This is a genomic window from Sphingobium sp. WCS2017Hpa-17 (assembly GCF_031843765.1).
Taxonomy (GTDB): Bacteria; Pseudomonadota; Alphaproteobacteria; order Sphingomonadales; family Sphingomonadaceae; genus Sphingobium.
The window spans coordinates 264,670-287,166 of the sequence record NZ_JAVTIV010000001.1; the positions used below are offsets into that span (position 1 = coordinate 264,670).

General features: G+C 64.7%; 24 protein-coding genes. 12 read left to right on the forward strand and 12 right to left on the reverse strand.

All coding sequences use genetic code 11. The annotated features are described in order from the left end of the window. Position 1: 1 nt before the first annotated feature. Complete coding sequence (locus RQH62_RS01155) at positions 2-1,552, reverse strand: S10 family serine carboxypeptidase-like protein (RefSeq protein ID WP_311266907.1); 1,551 nt, start codon at positions 1,550-1,552, stop codon at positions 2-4. A gap of 298 nt (positions 1,553-1,850) precedes the next feature. After that, a complete protein-coding gene (locus RQH62_RS01160) occupies positions 1,851-3,086 on the reverse strand; it encodes an aminotransferase class V-fold PLP-dependent enzyme (protein WP_311266908.1) in 1,236 nt (411 codons plus the stop codon). Between the two features lie 161 nt (positions 3,087-3,247). Here RQH62_RS01160 and typA point away from each other — a divergent pair, with 161 nt between their 5' ends. The 6 genes from typA to RQH62_RS01190 all read left to right on the forward strand — a co-directional run bounded on the left by typA (position 3,248) and on the right by RQH62_RS01190 (position 7,563). After that, positions 3,248-5,065 carry a translational GTPase TypA gene (typA, locus tag RQH62_RS01165; protein ID WP_311266909.1) on the forward strand — a complete coding sequence of 606 codons (1,818 nt, stop codon included), beginning with the start codon at positions 3,248-3,250 and terminating at the stop codon, positions 5,063-5,065. 114 nt (positions 5,066-5,179) lie between these two features. Next, entirely contained in the window at positions 5,180-5,347 is a 168-nt protein-coding gene (locus RQH62_RS01170) for a hypothetical protein (RefSeq protein ID WP_311266910.1), read from the forward strand. 168 nt (positions 5,348-5,515) lie between these two features. Beyond that, positions 5,516-6,046, forward strand: a complete 531-nt coding sequence (locus tag RQH62_RS01175) for a helix-turn-helix transcriptional regulator (RefSeq protein WP_311266911.1) — start codon at positions 5,516-5,518, stop codon at positions 6,044-6,046. A gap of 67 nt (positions 6,047-6,113) precedes the next feature. Then, the gene (locus RQH62_RS01180; protein ID WP_056687147.1) at positions 6,114-6,458 is read left to right on the forward strand and encodes a hypothetical protein; all 345 of its coding nucleotides are present in this window, start codon (positions 6,114-6,116) and stop codon (positions 6,456-6,458) included. Positions 6,459-6,680: 222 nt separating this feature from the next. Then, complete coding sequence (locus RQH62_RS01185; RefSeq protein WP_311266912.1) at positions 6,681-7,118, forward strand: hypothetical protein; 438 nt, start codon at positions 6,681-6,683, stop codon at positions 7,116-7,118. Then, positions 7,096-7,563, forward strand: a complete 468-nt coding sequence (locus tag RQH62_RS01190; RefSeq protein ID WP_311266913.1) for a MarR family transcriptional regulator — start codon at positions 7,096-7,098, stop codon at positions 7,561-7,563. Before RQH62_RS01185 ends, RQH62_RS01190 begins: the two co-directional genes overlap by 23 nt. A 10-nt stretch (positions 7,564-7,573) precedes the next feature. Here RQH62_RS01190 and RQH62_RS01195 read toward each other — a convergent pair whose 3' ends face one another. The 3 genes from RQH62_RS01195 to RQH62_RS01205 are packed head-to-tail and all read right to left on the reverse strand — an operon-like array spanning position 7,574 to position 10,579. Then, entirely contained in the window at positions 7,574-8,902 is a 1,329-nt protein-coding gene (locus RQH62_RS01195) for an ATP-binding protein (RefSeq protein WP_311266914.1), read from the reverse strand. Next, the gene (locus tag RQH62_RS01200) at positions 8,899-9,666 is read right to left on the reverse strand and encodes a response regulator (protein ID WP_311266915.1); all 768 of its coding nucleotides are present in this window, start codon (positions 9,664-9,666) and stop codon (positions 8,899-8,901) included. Before RQH62_RS01200 ends, RQH62_RS01195 begins: the two co-directional genes overlap by 4 nt. Before the next feature lie 13 nt (positions 9,667-9,679). After that, complete coding sequence (locus tag RQH62_RS01205) at positions 9,680-10,579, reverse strand: intradiol ring-cleavage dioxygenase (protein WP_311266916.1); 900 nt, start codon at positions 10,577-10,579, stop codon at positions 9,680-9,682. A gap of 194 nt (positions 10,580-10,773) precedes the next feature. Here RQH62_RS01205 and RQH62_RS01210 point away from each other — a divergent pair, with 194 nt between their 5' ends. The 4 genes from RQH62_RS01210 to RQH62_RS01225 all read left to right on the forward strand — a co-directional run bounded on the left by RQH62_RS01210 (position 10,774) and on the right by RQH62_RS01225 (position 14,307). Then, entirely contained in the window at positions 10,774-12,087 is a 1,314-nt protein-coding gene (locus tag RQH62_RS01210) for a NupC/NupG family nucleoside CNT transporter (protein WP_311266917.1), read from the forward strand. Between the two features lie 67 nt (positions 12,088-12,154). Continuing rightward, positions 12,155-13,201, forward strand: coding sequence for a DUF1176 domain-containing protein (locus RQH62_RS01215; RefSeq protein ID WP_311266918.1), 1,047 nt, complete (start codon positions 12,155-12,157; stop codon positions 13,199-13,201). 80 nt (positions 13,202-13,281) lie between these two features. Beyond that, positions 13,282-13,989 carry an HAD family phosphatase gene (locus RQH62_RS01220; protein ID WP_311266919.1) on the forward strand — a complete coding sequence of 236 codons (708 nt, stop codon included), beginning with the start codon at positions 13,282-13,284 and terminating at the stop codon, positions 13,987-13,989. A 120-nt stretch (positions 13,990-14,109) separates the two neighbouring features. Continuing rightward, positions 14,110-14,307, forward strand: a complete 198-nt coding sequence (locus RQH62_RS01225) for a hypothetical protein (RefSeq protein WP_311266920.1) — start codon at positions 14,110-14,112, stop codon at positions 14,305-14,307. 241 nt (positions 14,308-14,548) lie between these two features. Here RQH62_RS01225 and egtD read toward each other — a convergent pair whose 3' ends face one another. The 6 genes from egtD to gluQRS form a co-directional block, all read right to left on the reverse strand. Next, positions 14,549-15,508, reverse strand: coding sequence for an L-histidine N(alpha)-methyltransferase (egtD, locus tag RQH62_RS01230; RefSeq protein WP_311266921.1), 960 nt, complete (start codon positions 15,506-15,508; stop codon positions 14,549-14,551). A 5-nt stretch (positions 15,509-15,513) separates the two neighbouring features. After that, the gene (gene egtB, locus RQH62_RS01235; protein ID WP_311266922.1) at positions 15,514-16,782 is read right to left on the reverse strand and encodes an ergothioneine biosynthesis protein EgtB; all 1,269 of its coding nucleotides are present in this window, start codon (positions 16,780-16,782) and stop codon (positions 15,514-15,516) included. An 84-nt stretch (positions 16,783-16,866) separates the two neighbouring features. Beyond that, positions 16,867-17,721, reverse strand: a complete 855-nt coding sequence (locus tag RQH62_RS01240) for a GGDEF domain-containing protein (RefSeq protein WP_311266923.1) — start codon at positions 17,719-17,721, stop codon at positions 16,867-16,869. A gap of 143 nt (positions 17,722-17,864) precedes the next feature. Next, entirely contained in the window at positions 17,865-18,434 is a 570-nt protein-coding gene (locus RQH62_RS01245) for a cob(I)yrinic acid a,c-diamide adenosyltransferase (protein ID WP_311266924.1), read from the reverse strand. Positions 18,435-18,446: 12 nt separating this feature from the next. Continuing rightward, positions 18,447-18,680 (reverse strand): twin transmembrane helix small protein, encoded by a 234-nt coding sequence (locus tag RQH62_RS01250; RefSeq protein ID WP_311266925.1) that lies wholly within the window; start codon positions 18,678-18,680, stop codon positions 18,447-18,449. A 10-nt stretch (positions 18,681-18,690) separates the two neighbouring features. Beyond that, positions 18,691-19,593 carry a tRNA glutamyl-Q(34) synthetase GluQRS gene (gene gluQRS / locus RQH62_RS01255; RefSeq protein WP_311266926.1) on the reverse strand — a complete coding sequence of 301 codons (903 nt, stop codon included), beginning with the start codon at positions 19,591-19,593 and terminating at the stop codon, positions 18,691-18,693. Between the two features lie 94 nt (positions 19,594-19,687). Between gluQRS and RQH62_RS01260 the strand changes: the two genes are divergently transcribed. Beyond that, a complete protein-coding gene (locus RQH62_RS01260; RefSeq protein WP_311266927.1) occupies positions 19,688-20,254 on the forward strand; it encodes an HNH endonuclease in 567 nt (188 codons plus the stop codon). Between the two features lie 18 nt (positions 20,255-20,272). On the opposite strand, the gene RQH62_RS01265 is transcribed toward RQH62_RS01260, so the two are convergent. Beyond that, positions 20,273-21,007, reverse strand: a complete 735-nt coding sequence (locus RQH62_RS01265) for a Crp/Fnr family transcriptional regulator (RefSeq protein WP_311266928.1) — start codon at positions 21,005-21,007, stop codon at positions 20,273-20,275. Positions 21,008-21,213: 206 nt separating this feature from the next. Between RQH62_RS01265 and murA the strand changes: the two genes are divergently transcribed. Then, on the forward strand, positions 21,214-22,497 hold the full coding sequence (gene murA, locus RQH62_RS01270) for a UDP-N-acetylglucosamine 1-carboxyvinyltransferase (protein WP_311266929.1): 1,284 nt from the start codon (positions 21,214-21,216) through the stop codon (positions 22,495-22,497).

The window sequence follows — 22,497 nt, forward strand, 5'->3', positions numbered from 1 at the left end:
TTCAGCGCGCGCCCTCGGCGTAGTAACGCTCCATATCCAGCCGCATCTGGTGCAGCGCCTCCGGGTTCAGATAGACCATGTGGCCCGCCGGATAATATTTGAACTGGAGGTTCTGGCGCAGCGCCGGCTCCAGCATCATGTGCTTCAAATCGCGCTCGGTCGAGAAGAAGGGCGTCGCCATGTCGTACCAGCCATTGAGCGACAGGACGCGCATATGCGGGTTGGTGCGCATCGCGGCGGAAAGGTCGGCGGTCACGTCCGCGACATTCTGCTTGCCGCCTTCCGGGGGCGAATGGCTCCAGTCCCACTTGAAGTCGCCACCCTCGCGCGCGCTCAGGCGGTAGGACAGGTCGGTCTTGTAGCCGATCTTGTTCGTCACCTGATCCAGGAAGCTGCCGACATAAAGGCCGGTGATGCCGGTGCTGGACGGATCATATTCCGGCTCCTCGCCCGCCGCGTCGGCGTCGATGCCCTTGTAGCGGCTGTCGAAACGGCCGATCGTCTCATGCCCGTCGCGCAGCAATTCCTTGCGGAAGCGGGACAGGCTGATGCGCAGATTGGCGCGCTTCAGATACTCGACCGACAGGCCGGTGAAGCGGCTCAATTGCTGGGCGATCTGGTCCGTTTCCTGCGCGCTGATGTCCGAGCCCTTGAGCAGTGCCGTGGCATAAGCGCCGTTGGCAAAGACGCGCGCTTCCTCGACAAACGCTTCCAGGTTTTCGGGACGGCCGCCGGGCACGCGATTATGATACCAGGCAGTCGCGGCATAGCTCGGCAGATAGCCGACATGGATCGCATCGAAGCCCGACTGGCGGATGCCGTAATTCATGATCGACGACAGCAGCACAACGCCGTTCAGCGTCAGCCCGCGATCCTCCAGCTGATAAGCGAGCGCACCCGACCGGGTCGTGCCATAGCTTTCCCCGAAAATATATTTGGGCGACGCCCAGCGGGCATTTTTCGTCGTGTAGCGGATGATCGCCTTGGCAAAGGCGTCCACATCGCCATCGACGCTGTAAAAATCGGACGGCTTGGCATCGCCTAGGATGCGTGAATAGCCCGACCCGATCGTGTCGAGGAACACCATGTCGGTGCTGCCGATCAGGCTGTCATTGTTCGGCCCGACGTCGAAGGGCGCGGGCTTCACCGCTTCAGGATTGCCGGTGCGGACATGTTCGGGCGCAAAGCTGCCCATGCGCAGCCACAGTGACGACGAACCGGGGCCGCCATTATAGAGGAAGGTGACGGGACGGTTCTTACCGGCGGCGGTATAGGCGGTGTAGAACATGCTGGCGATCGGCTTGCCCTTTTCATCGCGGATGGTGAGCGTGCCGGCGGTCTGGGTATAGGGGATCACCTTGCCATCGACGCGGGCCGTGCCCTTGCTGCTCTGGGTGACTTCCTCGACCGGGGCCGTGGCCCAGTTGGCTGCGACCTCCTCGGCGACCTTGTCGGCATGCTGCTTGGCGGCGTCGGGCGCATCCTTCTGCGCGAGGGCCGGGGAGGCGAGGGCGATGAGGGAGGCGAAGGACAGGATAGCGGCAGACCGCATCGGGGAAGGCTCCTTGCAAGGATATGGTATATTATTGGCGACGGGCCGCACCATAGAAAGGTCGGTCCGTGGAGCAAGGGGCAATTGCGCTTTTGTAAAGCAAGGGGGCTTTGATCCCTCTCCCTGCGGGGGAGAGGGCTGCGAAGACTTGGCAGCTTGCTGCCTCAGTCGTAGCTGGGTGAGGGGGCTGCAACCTCACACTAATGCGCTGAAGCTGCGCCAATCCCCCTCATCCAACTTCGCCTAACCGCTACGCGGTAAGGCTTCGTATCCTTCTCCCTCCACGGGAGAAGGAGGTTTAGCCCCGCCGCAGCCCCTCGATCACCGCCGCGACATCCTCATCGCTATTATAGATATGCGGCGAAAAGCGGATCGCCGCGCCGCCGCCGATCTTGGACGCGGCGGTGGCGATCTTCGCCTGCCACAGCTTCGCACGCAATGCCGGCACATCGCGGCCGGGGAAGGCCACGGTGATGACCGGGCCGGTAATGGCGTCCACGCCGCTGCCGAAGGGCTTGGCGCCCGGCACGGCGGACAGCGCCTGCCGCATCGAGGCCGCCCGCTGCCGCGCCGCCTGCTCGATCGCGGCTTGCCCCACGCCGTCCAGCACATCCAGCGTCGCGGCGAAGGCCATCAGGCGGGGATCGTCGCGCTGGCCCAAAATCTCGTATTTCTGGGCGGTGTTCAGGTTCGCTTCGTCGGTCAGCCAATAGCCATGGCTCATCATGATCGGCTGCAATTCCGCCTGCCGCTCCCGCTTCACATAGAGCATCCCGCCTTCCAGTGGCCCCATCAGCCATTTATGCGTGCTGCCCGAATAGCTGTCCACGCCCAGCGCAGCCAAATCCAGCTGCATCCAGCCGAAGGTCTGCGCGCCATCTGCATGCAGCCAGATATTCTTCGACCGGGCCAACTGGGCGATCTGCGCCATCGGATAGATGATGCCGGTGATATTGCTCATATGCGACAGGAAGATCGCCTTGGTGTTCGGGGTCACGGCCGCAGCGATGCCGTCGAACAGCTCTTGCGCGGACTTCGCTTCGACAGGCACCGGCACGACATGCAGGTCCAGCCCCTCCCGCTCCGTCCGCAATTTCCAGCTATCCCAGGTCGACGGATGATTATGGTCGGTCAGGATGATCCGGTCGCCGGCCTTGAGCGCCAGCCCGCGTACGGCAACCGTATTCGCCTCGCTCGAATTGCGGACCAGCGCGATTTCCTGCGCCGTGACGTTCAGACGCTTTGCCAGCCGGTCGCGCAGCGCGTCCGCAGCCTTGGGATAGAGCGCGCGCCGCTCGACCGACGGGTCCGTCTGGAAGGCGCGCGTCTCCCGCTCATGCACCGCCGCCACACTGCGGAAGGTCGGCGCGATGTTCGCCGCGTTGAAATAGCGGATCGCCGGATCGAGGATCATCGCTTCGCGCAGGGCGGGCTTGCCCGCCGCAGACAGCATCTCTGCCGACAGCGCCAGTGGTGCGGCGATCGCGGCGGCCTGCATCAGGGAACGGCGGCTGATCAGCGGGCTGTCGGTCATGGGCGTCTCCTTCTTTGACCAAAGGATGGACGGATCGGGCAGGACGATCCGCCATCTGCCCGTTACCCTTGCCGCATCGCATCATTTCCTGTAGGGGCGCGCCCGATAGTCCTGGACAGGCGTGGTGCCGGCCGGGAGAACCCGAATCCCGAAGGCACAATATGTCCCTGCGTAATATCGCCATCATCGCGCACGTCGACCATGGCAAGACCACCCTCGTCGACCAGCTTTTCCGCCAGTCCGGTACGTTCCGCGACAACCAGCGCGTCGAAGAACGCGCCATGGACTCGAACGACCTGGAAAAGGAGCGCGGCATCACCATTCTGGCGAAGCCCACCTCGGTCGAATGGAACGGCACCCGCATCAACATCGTCGATACGCCCGGCCACGCCGACTTCGGCGGTGAGGTGGAGCGCATCCTCTCGATGGTCGACGGCGTGATCCTGCTGGTCGACTCGTCGGAAGGCGCGATGCCGCAGACCAAGTTCGTGACCGGCAAGGCGTTGGCGCTGGGCCTGAAACCCATCGTCGTCGTCAACAAGGTCGATCGTCCCGACGAGCGTATCCAGGAAGTGCTGGACGAAGTGTTCGACCTGTTCGTGACGCTGGACGCCACCGACGAACAGCTCGACTTCCCCGTCCTCTACGCTTCGGGCCGCAACGGCTATGCCAGCGACGATGCCCAGCGCCGTGAAGGCACGCTGGAGCCGCTGTTCCAGAAGATCGTGGACCATGTCCCGCCGCCGTCGCTGGATCAGGACGCGCCGTTCAGCTTCCTCGTGACTCTGCTCGACCGTGACAACTTCCTGGGTCGTATCCTGACCGGTCGCGTCCAGTCGGGCGTGGTGAAGGTCAACCAGCCGATCCACGCGCTCGACATGGACGGCAACGTGATCGAAACCGGCCGTGCGTCGAAGATCATGTCGTTTCAGGGTCTGGACCGCGTCCCCGTGGAAGAAGCCAAGGCTGGCGACATCATCAGCCTAGCCGGCCTGACTGTCGCGACCGTTTCCAACACCATCGCCGACCCGCAGGTCAGCGAACCGATCCAGGCCCAGCCGATCGATCCGCCGACCCTGTCGATGCGCTTTGCCGTGAACGATTCGCCGATGGCGGGCCGTGAAGGCACCAAGGTGACCAGCCGCATGATCCGCGATCGTCTGGCCCGCGAAGCCGAATCCAACGTCGCTATCAAGGTGACCGAATCGGACGACAAGGACAGCTTCGAAGTCGCTGGCCGTGGCGAATTGCAGCTCGGCGTTCTCATCGAAACCATGCGCCGCGAAGGCTTTGAACTCGGCATTTCGCGTCCCCGCGTGCTGTTTGGCGAAGACGAAAATGGCGGCAAGACCGAACCCTATGAAACCGTCGTTATCGACGTCGATGACGAGTTTTCGGGCACGGTCGTCGACAAGATGAACATCCGCAAGGCGGAAATGACCGACATGCGCCCGTCGGGCGGCGGCAAGACCCGCATCACCTTTTCCGCGCCGTCGCGCGGCCTGATCGGCTATCATGGCGAATTCCTGTCCGACACGCGCGGCACCGGCATCATGAACCGCCTGTTCGAGAAGTACGGCCCCCACAAGGGCAAGATCGAAGGCCGCAAGAATGGCGTCCTCATTTCGAACGGCGCGGGCGAAGCCAATGCTTACGCTCTGGGTCCGCTGGAAGAGCGCGGCATCCTGTTCGTCGGCGTGGGCGAAGCGCTCTATGAAGGCATGATCATCGGCGAAAACGCCAAGCCCGAAGACCTTGAAGTCAACCCGATGAAGTCGAAGGCGCTGACCAACTTCCGCGCCAGCGGCAAGGACGACGCCGTTCGCCTGACCCCGCCGAAGAAGGCGACGCTGGAACAGGCCATCGCCTATATTGACGACGATGAAATGGTCGAAGTGACGCCCAAGACGATCCGCCTGCGCAAGCGCTTCCTCGACCCGAACGAGCGCAAGCGCATGAGCCGGGCCAAGAGCGCCTGATTTTTCAGGGCGGTCCGAACAGAAGAACCGCCTGATTTTTCAGAGCTGACGGATTATGAAAGGGTCGGCGTCTAAAAGGCGCCGGCCCTTTGCTTTTGAACAGGAGCCATCACCATGGCCGATCTCTACTCCAAGGCGCTCAATAGCGAGCGCAAGGCGCTCTGGGCCGAATGCCGTCTCAAGGGTCTGGCGAAGGATACGCCACAGCGCCTGCGCATCGTGGAAATCGATGCGCTGCTCGCTACGCACAAGGCGAAGCAGGACAGCAAGAAAAGTAGCTAAGCCGTCAAGCATGGTTGCAGACATATTTGGCCGGCGCGGTGGACAAGCGCGCCGGCCATCTGCATTGCGCCTGTTGCCCATATCGTGCGAATTCAGGTCCAGCGTGAACCGAATCATAACGGCTGGTTCGCAAGCTAGGGAAGGCGTGGGGCCTTTCGATGCCGGTCGATGTCGCAGACCGGAGGCGCACGCAGGAGGAATGAAGACGTGGCGGATACCCTTCCGGCCTTGAGCGAGGGGGAAAAGCAGTGCCTGCGGCTGGTGGCGCAGGGCTTCAATTCCAAGGAGATCGCGCGCCAGCTCCATGTGTCGGAGCATACGGTCGACCAGCGCGTCCGCACCAGTTTGCGCAAATTCGGCGTGCCATCGCGCAAGGAAGCCGCGCGCCTGTTCGTTTCGACTGCGGAACAGCCGCCCCAAAGTGACACATATCAGCCTTTGATATATCAACCGGAGCCGCTTGCCTCCGATCCCGAACCTGCGTCATCCCTTGCTCAGCCGGACAGGCCGGATGAGCAGATGGAGCACAAGACGCTCCTGAACCGCATCCTCGCCTTCGGCCCGCCGCTCGGGGGATCGACCAATGAACTGAGTAAAGATGGCCGCCTGTTGGCGATGATCCGCGCCGCGGTCCTGACCGGGGTTGGTGTCGTCACCCTGCTGCTGCTCATTGCCGGGGCCTTTACGGTCCTGGGCTGATCCATCCGAACATCGCTATGCCGAACAACGCACCGCCGGGCTAGGGTTGGTGCGAAGGAGAAGACTTGTGCTCAACCTCGACCCCATCAAGACCCAGGCCGTCGCCGACCAGACCCGCCAGGCTTTCGCCGCTTTCGACAGCGCGCTGGTCGATGCCGCGCAACTCACCACGGCCTTCCTTACCGCGTCGCAGGGATCGGGCCTGACCGCCAGCGAAAGCCAGCGCATCCTGAAGCAGATTCACGACAGCGCGACCAAGATCATCGAGGGCCGCAGCGACATGATCCGCGCCACCGCCCTGCTGACCCGCTGCCTCGAACATAGCGCCATTCCGGTCACGTCGGTCGGTTGCCCGATCGGCCTGGAACTGGAGCAGCAGGAAACGGCGCGCCACCTGACCCTGGTCGCCTGACGAAAACCCGCTGGAGCAGTTTCCGATCCGATTGCATCGGCTCGGCTGCTCCAGGTTTTTGGTTCACCGCGTTTTTCGAGGCAGCAGGTGATTCCACCTGCTTGGAAAACGCTTTAATCACAAGACCCGAGCAGATGGTCCGGTGCAGTCGCACCGCCCCTGCTCAGGTGGAGGCCACCGCGTCCGCATGACCTTTGCCCCCCCTCTCAATCGGAAATGTGGATGACGGTGGCTTCCTTCTGGCTGACCCTTTTCTTCTGGATGCTGACCGCCTTCGGCTGCGTCTTTGCCCTTGTCTTCGGCGGCCGGGACGGCCGGTGGTTCACCACCGCCTTTCTGGGCTGCGTGCTGCTCACCATTCCGGCGCAACTGGCCGGGTCGTGGCACGCGACCCAGATCTGGCTGATGCTGGTCGACGCCCTGCTGCTGGGCTGCCTCATCTGGCTGATGATGCGCAGCAACCGCTACTGGCCGATCTGGGCGACGGCCAGCCAGTTGATGACCGTATTGACCCATGTCGTGACGATGATGCTGCCCGGCTTTTCGGAGCGCATCTATGCCGGGCTGAGCACTGTCTGGGTGATCCCGCTGCTGCTCTTCACCATCATCGGTATCGAACTCGACCGGAAAAAGATCAATGACCGCGCATATCCCGCCTGACCGCCACCTGCCGAGCCAGGAAGCGGTGGACCTGGTGGTCGCGCTGCAACGCTGCCTGACCAATTTTCACGCCCGCAAGGAAGAACCCGCCATTCTGGACGGGGACGGGAATGACCAGCTTCCCATCCTTGCCCGCTATCTGGAGGCTCGCCGTGTGCGGGCGATGCTGTTCGGGCAAAATCTCTTTGCCGACCCCGCCTGGGATATATTGCTGGCCCTCTATCAGGCGGAACTGGAGGGCGGTGCGCTGACGCTTGAGCAATTGAGCGAGACGCTGCGCCTGTCGCTCAGCGTCGTGGTGGGGCAGGTCGGCACGATGGAGCGGCGCGGTTTGCTGGACGAGCATCGCACCTCCCCCAACAGCCGCCGCCGCCGCGCGATCCGCCTCTCGCCGCTGGCGTTGGATGCCATGGCCTCCTGGTTCTCGCTCGCGTTCGAGGAGTGAGCGGGGCGCCTTAGACCTGCCGTTCCAGCGGCAGGGTCACACTCGCGCGCAATCCGCCCTCGGTCCGGTTGGCAAAGTCCAGCCGTCCGCCATGATCGTCGGCGATGCGCCGGGCGATCGCCAGACCTAGTCCGACCCCGCCGGTTTCCCGGTTGCGCGATGCCTCGCCGCGATAGAAAGGTTCGCACAGCCGCTCGATCGCCTCATTGGGCACGCCCGGTCCCTCATCCTCGACCGCCACCGTCACCCGTCCGCCAGCGACCGCCAGAGCGACCCGCGCCGACCCGCCATAGCGCACGGCATTCTCGACCAGATTGGCGACACAGCGGCGCAGCGCGACGGCATCGCCGCGGATCACCGCGCGGGCGCTGCGCGTCACAGCCACATCCTGCCCCATATCGGCCAGATCGTCGGCCAGAGTCTCGACAATGGCGCTCAAATCGATGCGCACATGGGCAGCGGCGTCGCCCTGACCGCGCATGAAGTCGAGCAGGTCGGTGACCATCGCCCGCATTTCCTCGACATCCGCCTGCGCCTTGGCGCGCGGGTCATCGGGCAGCGCTTCCAGCCGGAAGGAGAGGCGGGTCATCGGCGTGCGCAGATCATGGGCGATCGCCACCAGCATCGCCGTCCGCTCGTTGAGATAGTCGGCGATCCGGGTCCGCATATGATTATAGGCGGCGCCGACCGCGCGCACCTCCGGCGGGCCGGTCAGCGGCAGCGGATCGGCCCGTTCCGGCCGCTCGGTCGCCGCGCCTTCGGCCAGCCGGCGGATCGGCTGGGTGATGCGCCGCGCCACCCAATAGGCCGGCAGCAGCAACAGGATGAAGATCCCGGCCATCAGCGACAGGGTGATGGCATACCAACGCAGATTGGCGCCCTGCCGCGCCTGCACCACCTGCCAGCCATCCTGCGTCCGGCGCGCCAGCAGGACGGCGCCATGCAGCATCATGCGGTCGGGGCCGGGGCCGAAACCGGGCTGGGGCCATGGCTTGCGGTCGGGATCGGCCATGCGCATCGGCGGCTGCTCGCGCAGCACGCGGACGTCCGCCGGGCGCGCGCCCAGCAAGGCCGCGATCTGCGCCGCCATGCCGCGATCCTCGACCTGACCCGGTTCGGCCAGCGGTGGCGGGTCGGACCGGTAGCGCGTCACCGTCCAGCTACCAGTCGGGACGGCCCCGCCCTGCATCAGCGCAGCGGCCTCGCCCAGCATCATCGGCCGGGCATGGGGCGGCGGGCCGCGAAAGGCGACCAGCATCATCGCGCCCAGCGCCAGCAGCAGCGTCGCCGCGACCAGCGCGACGATGCGCGTCAGGATGGACGGGTTGGGCGGCGTCAAACCGGGCGGACCTCGGCCGTGAACATATAGCCTTCGTTGCGGATGGTGCGGACCAGATCGTCCGTCCCTTCCGTCCGCGCCCCCCGCTCCAGCTTGCGGCGGAGGCGGCTGACCTGCACATCGATCGCCCGGTCATAGCTTTCGGTCTCGCTGCCGGCCGAATAGTCGAGCAACTGGTCGCGGCTCAGCACCCGGCGCGGATGCTCGATAAAGGCGCGCAGCAGGCGGAACTCGCCATCGGTCAGGGTCACGACGACATTGTCGGGATCGGTCAGCAGGCGGGCCCCCATATCGACCTGCCAGCCGGCAAAGCGCAGCCGCTTGCCACTGGCCTCCGGCGTTTCGGCCACCTGCCGCCGGTGGCGGCGCAGCACCGTGCGTACGCGCGCCAGCAGCTCGCGCGGGTTGCATGGCTTGGGCAGATAATCTTCCGCCCCCATTTCCAGGCCGACGATCCGGTCGATGTCGCTGCCGATCGCCGACAGCATGATGACCGGCAGGCCGCCCCGCGCCGACAGGCGGCGCAGGATCGACAGGCCGTCTTCGCCCGGCATCATCACGTCCAGCACGGCGATGTCGAAATCCTGCACGCCCAGCACCTCGTCCATGCGCGCGCCGTCCGGCACCGCCGTCACGGCAAAGCCATGCTGTTCCAGAAAGTCCGACAGGAGCGTGCGGATATCCGCATCGTCGTCGACCACCAATATGCGTGAACCGTCCATGACGGCCAGCATATCGGGGGAATGCGCCTCCTGCAAAGTCATCCCGTTCCTTCCTTCAGATTGCCAGGCCGACCGTCACGGTGCCGGTGAAGCCGTTGGTGATGTCGCCGGTCATCGTCGGCGTCATCGCCGCGACCTGTGCCGACGTGTTGTCGCCGAACACATTGTCGCTGCTGGTGGTGATCTTGGCGAAATTCGTCTTGCTGCTGCTGTAACCGCTGGTGGCATAGACCGTGTTGCAGGCGTCGGTCGGCATCGCGAACTGCGACGTCAGCACGCGATTGGCATAGCTGGTCGCCCGCGCCAGGCTGGGATAAACCTCGAAATGGATATGCGGGTAGCGCCCGTCATAGCAGCCGGGGAAGATGCTGGTGAATGTCACCTGTCCATTGGCGTCGGTCACGCCCACGCCGCGCAGATAATTTTCGCCCGGCACGGTATAGAGCGAATAGAGGCCGTCGCGGGTGCAGTGCCAGATATAGACGGCATAGCCTTCCAGCGCGGCGCATCCGCTGTTCACATTCACCACCGTCAGGGTCAGCGTCATGGTGATGCCCGCAGCCGTGCCGCTGGACGATCCGAAGCTCGACCGGATGTCGGTGCGCACGATGCCCGTGTCGTCCAGCACATTGACCACGCTGCCATTGCTGCTGTTCGATCCGTCGGCCGGATAGGGGCCGTTGGTTTCTTCCGGATCGGCGATGCAGGTGCCGGTGGGTGTCGGGGTGGGCGTCGGTGTGGGGGTTGGCGTCGGGGTCGGCGTGGGTGTCGGGGTCGCGGTCGAATCGCCAGAAGACCCCGACCCGCCGCCACAGGCGCCGATCAGCGCCGCGCCGCTCGCCGAAAAAAGCAGGCGCAAGGTCCGCCGTCGCCCGATCTTCTCCCGCGCCAATGCGCGCATCTGTTCCAGATCGTGCATCAACCCATGGTCGTGCGCGTCGTTCCTATCAGCCATCTACCCTAGTCCCTCTTGTCTTGTGTAAAGACCCTCAAGGACCGTCCCTAGGCGCGGCATGTCTCCGGCCGATTGCCCAATGTAGCGGCTTTGTAGCAGTCGGGCGGGCCGGGAAGGGGAGTCAAACGGGGCTGGCCTCTGCGCGTCCGGGGTCATATAGTCGCGCGGTTTGTCATTTCCCGCGAAAGCGCTTCATGCATCTTCTTATCGGCCTCGCCGGCATCCTTCTGATTCTCGCCATCGCTTTCGCTCTCTCGTCCGATCGCCGCGCCATTCGCCCGCGCGTGGTCGGTGCGGCCTTCCTGTTGCAGGCGGGGATCGCCATATTGGTGCTTTATGTCCCGGCCGGCCGGGCGATCATCGGCGGCATGTCGCATGGCGTGGCCAATCTGCTCAGCTATGCGCAGGCTGGCACCGACTTCATCTTCGGCCCGCTGGCCAAGCCGGAAATCGGCGGGGCCAGCTTCGCTATCGCCGCGCTGCCGGTCATCATCTTCTTCGCCAGCCTGGTGTCGATCCTCTATTATCTGGGCATCATGCAGTTCATCGTCCGCTGGGTCGGCGGCGCGATCGAGAAGGTGACGGGCGTGTCGAAGGTGGAAAGCCTGTGCGCCGCCGCCAATATCTTCGTCGGGCAAAGCGAAAGCCCGCTGGTCATCCGCCCCTATCTCGCCGGACTCACCCCGCCGCAGCTGTTCACGGTGATGACCAGCGGCATGGCCGGCGTGGCCGGTACGATCCTCGCGGCCTATGCTTCGATGGGGATCAAGATCGACTATCTGCTCGCGGCCAGCTTCATGGCGGCGCCCGGTGGCCTGCTGATGGCCAAGATCATGATGCCCGATGTCCCCGAATGCGAGCCGGAACTGCCGTTGGAGGATGACATCCACCTGCCCGAAACCCGCCGCGCCGCAGCTGTGGCGCAGGCGCTGAACGCGGAAACGACGCCGGGCGAACCCATGCCGGTCGCCACCCATGATGAGGAGAAACCCGCCAACCTCATCATGGCGGCCGCGCAGGGCGCGCAGACGGGTGTCAAACTCGCTGTCGCAGTCGGCGCCATGGTGCTGGCCTTCGTTGCGCTGGTGGCGCTGGCCAATGGCATATTGGGTGGCATCGGCGCCTGGTTCGGCTATCCCGACCTCAGCTTCCAGATGCTGCTCGGCTATGTCTTCTCGCCGGTCATGTATCTGCTCAACATTCCGTGGAACGAGGCGCAGGTGGCCGGCGGCCTGTTCGGTACGAAGGTCGTGCTCAACGAATTCGTCGCCTATATCAACCTGGGTCAGGTGCAGGGCGCACTGTCGCCCGCGACCATCGCCATCATCACCTTCGCGCTGTGCGGCTTCGCCAATTTCAGTTCGATCGCGATCCAGATGGCGGTAACGGGCAATCTTGCCCCCAATCAGCGGCCGATGATCGCGAAGCTGGGGCTGAAGGCGCTGGTCGCCGGCAGCCTCGCCAACCTCATGAGTGCGGCACTGGCGGGGCTGATGCTCAGCCTCTGATGGGGATCGAGACGATGCCGTAACGTTGGGCCTACCCCTGCCGATGCAAATCGGTTATGGTTAACCCATGGGGGCAAAGCATTTTTTCCTGGCCGCGCTGGCGGCACTCGGCTCGGCAGGCATAGGGGACGCGCAGGCACCCAAGCCCGGCGCACTGGAAACCTATAAGGACTGGACCGTCGGTTGCGACAATCGCAACCGATGCGAGGCGGTGTCCCTATTTCCAGAGGGCGGCGCATGGCCAGACAGTCCGATCATGGTCGGCGTGGTCCGTGACGCCGGGCCGGACGGGGCCGCCGAAGTCTGGGTCAGCCGCGATGCCAAGGGCGGCGGCGAATTCAGCTTCCATGTCGATGGGCGCAAGGTCGCCAGCGCGATGAGCCGCGACGGCGACGCCACGCTGCGCGGGCCGCAGGCATCGGCGCTGGCCATCGCCATGGCACGCGGCAGCGTGCTGGAGATCAAGGCGGGCAACCGATCTCTCGGCAAACCCTCGCTGGCCGGATCGGGCGCGGCCTTGCGCTATATGGACGCGCGGCAGGGGCGGGCCGGCACCAGCACAGCGCTGGTCGCAACCGGGGCCATGGGGCCGATCGCCGTGCGCGCCGCGCCGGCTGCGCCGACCATCCGTCGCGCCCCGCTGCCCGGCACGGCCGCGCCTGCCGCCCTGTGGCGCGAGGAACTGACCGCGATCGGCAAATTTACCGGCTGCGCCGAGGAGATGAAGGGCGCAGAACCGCCGCAACTCTATCGCCTGTCGCGCACCGAAACGCTGATCCTCGTCCCCTGCGGCAGCGGCGCCTATAATTTCACCTCCATCCCCGTGATCGCGACCGGGGACGCGGGCCGCCGCGCCTTCCGCCTGGCCGGTTTCGACATGAAGCCAGGCTGGAGCGAGGAAGAGGCGCGACCGATGCTGGTCAATGTGGGCTGGACGCAGGACAAGCTGCGGCTCGACAGCTTCGCCAAGGGGCGCGGGCTGGGCGATTGCGGCGGCAGCGAAGCCTATGTCTGGGACGGCACGCGCTTCCGCCTGATCGAAGCGACCAGCATGGGCGAATGTCGCGGCGCCTGGCACTGGATCAGGACATGGTCGGCGCAGGTGACGGAATAAGGCGCGTTTCAGGCAATATTCGCAATCGCCTCACCCGATTTTGCAATGGAATTGAGACGCAACGCCGCCATATCGGTGACATGACCCAGTTGCTGCGCCAATCCGCCCCGTCGATCAGCCCCTCCAACCTGCCGGAGACAATCCGCGCGGTGATCTTCGACATGGACGGGACGCTGATCGACACCGAAGCGGCGCATAAGCGCGCCTTTGCCGAAACGGGCGAGGCGATCGGCTGGCCGATGTCGGACGCGCTGCTCCTGTCCATGGTCGGCATCCATCGCGACGAAAATGAGCGGGTGTTGGCCGCACATCTGGGGCCGGACTTCCCGCTCGCCCGCTTCTATGCCGACAGCGACGCGCTGTTCGAGGCGGCGGTCGATGCCGGCATCCCGCTGCGCCCCGGCGCGCTGCTGCTGCTCGATCATCTGAAACAGGCCGGCATCCCCATGGCGCTCGCCACCTCCACCGCCGCGCCCTATGCGCAGCAGCGGCTGGAGAAGAGCGGCCTGCTCCACTATTTCGACGTCATCGTGACCCGCAGCGACGTCGACCAGCCCAAACCGCACCCGGAACCCTATCTGCTGGCCGCGCAGCGGTTGGGCATCGCTCCGGCCGATATCGTCGCGGTGGAGGACAGCCATGCCGGCGTCCGATCGGCCGTGGCGGCGGGCATGGCGACGGTGATGGTCCCTGACCTGCTCCCCCCGACCGAAGAACTGGTGCTCGCCTGCGCGCAGGTGCTGCCCAGCCTCACCGACCTGCGCGATTTGCTGCTGGCGACGGGGTAGGTTAGGTAGCGGAATGTCGGGTTTTGGAGTGATGACCGGCGATAGCGAACGATGGGGGAAAATCGTTCGACAACAATCACCCACTTGCAGTCGTTCAGCTAGCCGGGATAGCCTGTAAATATGAACGAAGATCAAACAAGTCCGATTTTTCCAATTGCCCTTGCGGCAGTGATGTGGATAGTCGTCTTCATTATAGGGTCGCTGTCAATCAACAAACGTGCAGGTGGAAGCATCAAGCCGTACAGTGAGCGCTATGCGGCATTGTGGGCAACGATCGTTGTAACAGCATTCCTTTTTAGGGAGTTGGGGTACAACTAATAGCGAGTGTCCGCTTGTTGTCAGATTTCGTAATTTTACCTTCTAAATGAATGGACGACTTCAAGGGTCTGTATCATCCGGCGGAATGACTGAAAGTGGTCGAAGCCAGACATACCCTATTTCGTCATGCCGGGCTTGACCCGGCATCCCGCTGTTTCCGCAAGCCTCAGAAAAAGCGTCACCCCGGATCAAGTCTAGGGTGACGATGTCGCTGATCCGCCTCTGACCGCTATCTGCTCCTCTACCCCGCCTCCGCCAGCACCAGCGCGAACAGGCCCTCATCGTCCATCCACTCCGTCGCCGGCTCCCATCCGCCGGCGCGCAGCAGCAGCCGTTCGTCGCGTGCGCCATATTTATGGCTGCTCTCGGTATGGATCGTCTCGCCCGCATCCATATGGAAACAGCGGCCCGCGACATGGAAATGCAGCGGTCGCCGCGCCTCCAGATGCATTTCGATCCGCGCCTTCTCGTCATTCCAGACCGCGCGATGGGCAAAGCCCTCCACCGGCAAGTCGCCCTCAAGCTCGCGGTTGATCCGCGCGATCAGATTGAGGTTGAAGGCGGCGGTCACGCCCTGCGCATCGTCATAGGCGGCGATCAGCCGGTCCCGATCCTTGATCCGGTCCATGCCGATCAGCAGCCTGGCATCATCCCCCAGCAGCCGCCGCATCGCGCGCAGCAGGTCCACCGCCGCGTCCGGCTCCATATTGCCGATGGTAGAGCCGGGGAAGAAGCCGAGCCGCGGCATCCCCACGATCGCGGTGGGCAAAGCGAGCGGTCGGTTGAAGTCGCCCACCACCGGCAGCACCGGCAGGTCGGGAAAGGCTTGTGCCAGTTCCGCGCTGCTCGCGTGGAGAAAGTCGCCGCTGATGTCGATCGGCACATAGGCGGCCGGCGCGATGGCGCGCAGCAAATGCGGCGTCTTGCGGGAACTGCCCGCGCCAAACTCCACCACCGCCCGGCCGGGGCCGATGGCGGCGGCAAAATCCGCGCCATGGTTACGCAGCAGCGCGGTTTCGGTGCGGGTCGGATAATATTCGGGCAGGTCGGTGATCGCTTCGAACAGCTCCGACCCGCGCCGGTCGTAGAACCAGATGGGCGGCGTCGCCTTGGGGCTGCGCGACAGGCCGTCCATGATGTCATGGCGGAAGGCCGGGTCGATGGCATGGTGCATCGCGGGGGCGTCGTCGGTCAGCAACATGGGACTTACAGATCCTTGGCCAGCCGCAGCCCGGTGAACTGCCAGCGTTGATGGGGATAAAAGAAATTGCGGTAGCTGGCCCGGCCATGGCCGCGCGGCGTGGCGCAGCTGCCGCCCTTCAGCACGAACTGGCCGGACATGAACTTGCCATTATATTCGCCGACCGCGCCCGGTGCCGCGCGAAAACCGGGATGGGGGCGATAGGCGCTGCCGGTCCATTCCCACACATCGCCAAACATTTGCGTCAGCGCCGTGCCGGCTTCGGCCGGGCGCGGCCGGGGGCAGAGCGGGCCGTCCAGCTGATTACCGCTGATCGCGGCGACATTTTGCGCCGCACATTCCCATTCCGCTTCGGTCGGCAGGCGTGCGCCGGCCCAGCTGGCATAGGCGTCGGCCTCATACAGGCTGATATGGGTGACGGGGGCAGCGGGATTGACCGGCTGGCGCCCGTCCAACCCGAAGCGGGTCCAGCCTTGCTCGCCCTGTTTCCAATAAAGCGGCGCGTCGATCCCCTCGGCCTGCACCCAGGCCCAGCCGTCCGACAGCCAGTGGGCCGCCGTGCGATAGCCGCCATCCTCGATGAAGGCGATCCATTCGCCGTTGGTAATCGGTCGGTGCGCCAGCGCATGCGGGCGCAGCACCGCCTTGTGCCGTGGCCCCTCGCAATCGAAGGCGAAGGCGCTGCGGCCATCCTCGCCCACTTCCACCAGCCCTTCGCGCCCCTCGATCCAGTGGAGCGGGCCGGGGAGGTCTACCGGCACGGCGCTCGGCGCTTCGAACAGGGCCGGTTCCAGCGGGTTGAGCGAAAAGAGGTGGAGCAGGTCGGTCAGCAGCAACTCCTGATGCTGCTGCTCATGGTGCAGGCCCAGCGTCACCAGCGCGCGCGCTGCCTGCGGCAGCATGCCCAGCGCATCGGTCAGCGCTGCGTCGACATGGGCGCGATAGGCGTAGATTTCGGTCAGCGACGGGCGGGTCAGCATGCCCCGCAGCGGCCGGGCATGGCGCGCGCCCTCCGCCTCATAATAGCTGTTGAACAGAAAGGCGTAGCGCGGGTCGAATGGGCGATAGCCCGGCACATGGTCGCGCAATATGAATGTCTCGAAGAACCAGCTGACATGCGCCAGATGCCATTTGGCCGGCGACGCATCGGCCATCGACTGGACCGTGGCATCGGCATCGGACAGCGGGGCGGTAAGCGCCTGTGTCAGCGCCCGCACCGTGCGGTAGCGCTCTTCCAGGTCGTCCTGATGGGCCTCTGTCCAGCTTCTCGCCATGCCTGCCCTTTCCGATACGGTTGGCCGCTCTCGGAAAGATAAGCGCATGAAGGCGGCCGGGGGTTCCGACCGCTGCCCTAAAGGTCACACTTCCTGAAGGATCGGTGCGGCCCGGCACACCCGGTCGCGGCCGGACTGCTTGGCCTCGTACAGCGCATCGTCGGCGCGGCGCAGCGCCTCGTCCAGATCGCCGCCGGTCCAGCGGCATATGCCAGCGGAAAAGCTGATCGGCCGGTCGTTCACTTCGCCGATCGGGTCGCTGCGCATGCGGCTGGCGATCCGGGCCAGCGACCAGCTCGCCTCATCCTCGATACAATCCTGGAAGAAGATGGCGAATTCTTCGCCGCCCCAGCGCGATACCATGTCGACGCGGCGGACCAGCGCTGACAGGCGGGTGGCGAAGGCGGCCAGCACCCGGTCGCCCTCCTCATGGCCCTTCAGGTCGTTGACCCGCTTGAAATAGTCGATGTCGATGATCGCGACGCAGCCCCTGCGCCGGTCTTCGGGCAGCCCCTCCATATGGGTCAGGAAACCGCGCCGGTTGGCGATGCCGGTCAGCGGGTCTTCATGCGCGGCCTGATGCAGATGGTCCATCTGCTCGCGCGTGGCATGGGCGGCGCGCTGCACCCCGGCATAGAGGGTGTGGATGACGTCGCCGACCTCCGGCAGGGCAGGTGCTTCGCTCTCGCCGCGATGCAGCGTCTCTGCCAGCGCATGGATGGGGTTCAGCAGCGCGCCGATGCCCAGCAAAGCGATGCCGGTGCCGACCACCGTGGCCATGGTCAGCAGCACGAATTCGGCCAGCTGGATGCGCCCGCTGGCAAAGCCCCAGCCCAGATAGGCGAGCAGCGGCAAATGGGTGGCGACGAAGCAGAGCGTGAACAGGCGCAGGCGCAGCGAGCGCGGAAAGATGAAGGAGGTGGCGAGGTAGAATTGCATGGCGATCCCCGTCTATTGCGATTGGGGCGCACCGTCCAAAGGGCATCTAAACGCCTTCTGAAGAAACAGGGTTAATCGCCTGACATTCGGTAAGCCGTGGCGGCGGAGAGTCAGTCCGTGTTTCCAGACGGTTGCCGGTCCGATCAGCGGGATGCGCCGGGCACCCATTTCACATCGGCCGCACCATTGTCATTGAGCCGCCGGGTCAGCACGAACAACAGGTCGGATAATCGGTTGAGATAGGCGAGGGCCTGGCCGTTCAGCGACACCTCGACCGCAGCGGCGGTCGCGCTGCGCTCCGCCCGGCGCGTGATGGCGCGGGCGAGGTGAACGGCCGCAGCGGCGGGCGATCCGCCCGGCAGGATGAAACTGTCGAGCGGCGCCAGATCGGCATTCATCGCGTCGATCTGCTGCTCCAGCCGCGTCACCTGGCTCGCCACGATGCGCAACGCCCAGGGTTCGTCCGGACCGTCTGGAATGGGCGTCGCCAGATCGGCGCCCAGATCGAACAGGTCGTTCTGGATGGTCGTCAGCCAGCCCGATTCCTCGCTGGCCCCCATGGCGACGATGGCCAGGCCGATCGCGCTGTTCGCCTCATCCACATCGCCCACCGCCTGCATGCGCGGCGCATGTTTGGGCAGGCGCGATCCGTCGACCAGGCCCGTGGTCCCCTTGTCACCGGTGCGGGTGTAGATCTTGTTCAGCTTGACCATGAGAACGTGGCGTCAGCCATGACCTTTGGACAGCAGCAGGATGGCGACGATGATGATCGCCGCCGCCTGAAACAGGATGCGGTTCAGCATCATCTTGTTCTGCTTCAGGCTGGACGGTCGCACCGCGCCTTCGGGCAGGTTCAACTCTTCCTTCGTTGTCTGGAGGAAGGCGATGATGCCGCGGATCAGCGCGAACAGCGTCGCGGCCATGGCAAGGATCAGGGCGATGACGAGGATCGTGTTCATGGGCGCGATGCTAGGCGCTTGCGATGCTGATGCCAATGGGAAAGCGTCCCGCGCGCAGGTCCGCCGCCAGCGCCGCCGGGTCCATGCCGTCGCGGCGCAGTTCAGCCAGCGCGATCGCCCCGTCGCGCTTGGCCAGCCGCCTGCCATCCGCGCCAAGCAGCAATGGGTGATGGATATAGGCCGGGCTGGGCAGGTCCAGCAGCGCCTGAATTAGCCGATGGACATGGGTCGCGCCATGAAGGTCGTCGCCGCGCAGCACATGGGTCACGCCCATCGCGGCATCGTCCAGCGTGCAGGACAGATGATAGCTGGCCGGCGCATCCTTGCGCGCCAGCACCACGTCACCATGGGTGAGGGGCGTCGCGGTGATGGGCATGCCGGGGTCGCGATCGGGCGGGAAGGGCAGGGCCGTCCATTCCAGCGCGTCCGCCCGCGCCACCGCCCGCCCCATGTCGATCCGCCAGGCATGGGCCTCGCCCACGGCAATGCGCCGGGCGCGTTCTGCGTCGTCCAGCCCCCGGCATGTCCCCGGATAGACCGGCCCCTCCGGCCCGTGCGGCGCGGTCAGGCTGGCCTGTATGTCCGCCCGCGTACAGAAACAGGAGTAAAGCAAGCCCTCCGCCCGCAGCCTGTCCAGTGCCGCATCATATTGGTCCAGCCGCTGTGACTGGAACATCACCTCGCCGTCCCAGTCCACGCCCAGCCATGTCAGGTCGGCCAATATCCCCGCGACATGCTCCGGCCGACTCCGCGTCCCGTCTATATCCTCGATCCGCAGGCGAAAGGCGCCGCCGGCGGCGCGCGCCATGTCCATCGCCATCAGCGCCGACCAGCCATGGCCGACATGGAGCAATCCCGTGGGGCTGGGGGCGAAGCGGGTCACCATATGCAGTGGTGCGGTAAGATGAGTCATACAGGCTCTTGACGGGAGATATTCGTTAATGCTGTCATGCCCTTGTCACCTTGCTGGACGATCAGCGGCGGTGATCAGGGGGAAGAAGGTTTTTATGTACCATCCCGACCTCATACGGCATCCGGAAAATTGCCCGGCGCTCGTTCTCAATGCGGATTTCACGCCGCTCAGCTATTATCCGCTCAGCCTCTGGCCCTGGCAGACGGCGATCAAGGCGGTGTTCCTCGACCGGGTGGACATCATCGCCAGCTATGAGCGGCAGGTCCACAGCCCCAGCCTGGAAATGAAGATTCCCTCGGTCATCGCGCTCAAACAATATGTGCGTCCGTCCGAACATCCGGCTTTTACCCGCTTCAACCTGTTCCTGCGCGACAAGTTCGCCTGCCAATATTGTGGCACCGGCGCCGACCTGACCTTCGATCATGTCGTGCCGCGCCGCGCGGGCGGGCGCACGACATGGGAAAATGTCGCCACCGCCTGTTCGCCCTGCAACCTCAAAAAGGGCGGACGGACGCCGAAGGAAGCGGGCATGAGCCTGCATGTCCAGCCGATCCGCCCGACCAGCTGGCAATTGCTGGAACATGGCCGCGCCTTCCCGCCCGGCTATCTGCACGAAAGCTGGCATGACTGGCTCTATTGGGACGTCGAACTGCTGGCCTGATGCACCGCGCCGGGCGGCTCAGCCGACCGGCAGCCAATCCAGATCCATGTCCTTGTGCCGGTTGGTATAATGGCCGATCTCTTCCAGCCGCGCCATGTCATTGAGGATGATGCGGCCGTTGGATCGGCTGATCAGCCCTTCCTGCTCCATCTGGCGGATCATGCGGTTCACATGGACCGATGTCAGCCCGATAGAATCGCCGATTTCCTCCTGCGTCAGCTTCAGGTCGAAACTGTCGGTGATGCTGTCGTCGGTCACGCGCAGCCGGTCGAACATGTCGAGCAGGAAGGACGCGACCCGCGCCTTGGCCGAAGTTCGGCCCAGCGCCGCCAGCCGGTCGGTCATCGCCACCCGCTCCGCATTGGACAGCAGGAATAGCAGCGCGGCAACGCGCGGATATTCGTCCAGCAGCCGGCGCAGCGCATGTTTGTCGAACGGGCAGACGATCGCATCCGATAGCGCAACCAGCGATTCGGGCGCCTTGCTATAGATGGTGCTGGCCGATCCGATGAAATCGCCGGGAAAATAGACGCGCAATATCTGGCGGCTGCCATCGGGCAGGATGACATAGCTCATCACCCGCCCTTCGCGCAGCACGAACAATTCCGTCACCGTCTCGTTGACGCGCTGGATCATCGCACCGCGCTTCACCTTGCGCGGATTTTCTTCGAGCCGGGCCAATGCCTTCTTTTCCGCATCGGACAGCGGCACCTGTTTTGCCAGCCTTTCCGCGAAACAACTCGTTGCCACCAAAAACACCTTTTTCCAATTGTCGTTACGATGGCAAAACGCCCCTTTCGCCTTTTGGCTGCATTTTCAGAATGCACACTAAACTCGATCAAGGTCGGGCCGCGCTTTGCAATAATATTTCACATTGCCACCAGGCGCCCGGCTGATACCGTCAAATGACCCCGCAGCCGCCTTGCGCGGGGCGCATTAGACGTTATTAACCCTGCCCAATGGACCGCATTCACATTCGCGGCGGCAATATGCTCAACGGCCGCCTTCCCATCTCCGGCGCAAAGAACGCCGCCCTGACGCTGCTGCCCTGCGCATTGCTGACCGACGAGCCGGTTACGCTGCGCAATCTGCCGCGTCTGGCCGACGTCGACAGTTTCGGCCATCTGCTGAACCAGTTGGGCGTATCGACCATGATCGAAGGCGCCCGGCCGGAGGATTTCGGCCGCGTCCTGACCATGCGCGCCGGCCGCGTCACCTCGACCGAGGCGCCTTATGACATCGTGCGGAAAATGCGCGCGTCGATCCTGGTGCTGGGGCCGCTGCTGGCCCGCGTCGGCGAAGCGCGGGTTTCGCTGCCCGGCGGCTGCGCCATCGGCAACCGCCCGATCGACCTGCATCTGAAGGCACTGGAAGCCTTCGGCGCGACGCTCGAAACCACGGCCGGCTATGTCCGCGCCAGCGTGCCGGACGGCGGCCTGCCCGGCGGCATCTATACTTTCCCGGTCGTGTCGGTCGGCGCCACCGAAAATGCGGTGATGGCCGCCTCGCTCGCCAAGGGCACCTGCATCCTCGAAAATGCGGCGCGCGAGCCGGAAATCGTCGACCTGTGCAATTTGCTCGTCGCGATGGGCGCGGACATTGAGGGCATCGGCACCGACAAGCTGATCATCCATGGCCGTGAGCGTCTGCACGGCGCGACCTACAGCGTCATGCCGGACCGGATCGAAGCGGGGAGCTATGCCTGCGCCGCCGCGATCACCGGTGGCTCGGTCGATCTGGTTGGCGCCAATGCCGACGACATGCACGCCATCCTCGCCGCCCTGCGCGACGCGGGCGTTCAGGTCGATCCGCACAAGGACGGCATCCGCATTTCCTCGGACGGCAAGCTGAAGCCCCTGACCCTGTCGACCGCGCCGTTCCCGGCCTTCCCGACCGACATGCAGGCGCAGTTCATGGCGATGCTGACGAAGGCGGACGGCGCGTCGGTGCTGACCGAAACCATCTTCGAAAACCGCTATATGCACGTCCCCGAACTGGCCCGTATGGGTGCGGACATCGCCGTCAACGGTCGGACCGCCGTGGTGCGCGGCGTCGACAAGCTGGTCGGTGCGCCGGTGATGGCGACCGATCTGCGCGCCTCGATGAGCCTCATCCTCGCTGGCCTTGCCGCTGAAGGGGAAACGCAGGTCCAGCGCGTCTATCATCTCGATCGCGGCTATGAACGGCTGGAGGAAAAACTCTCCGCCGTCGGCGCCGATATCGAGCGCGTCAGCGATGGCTGA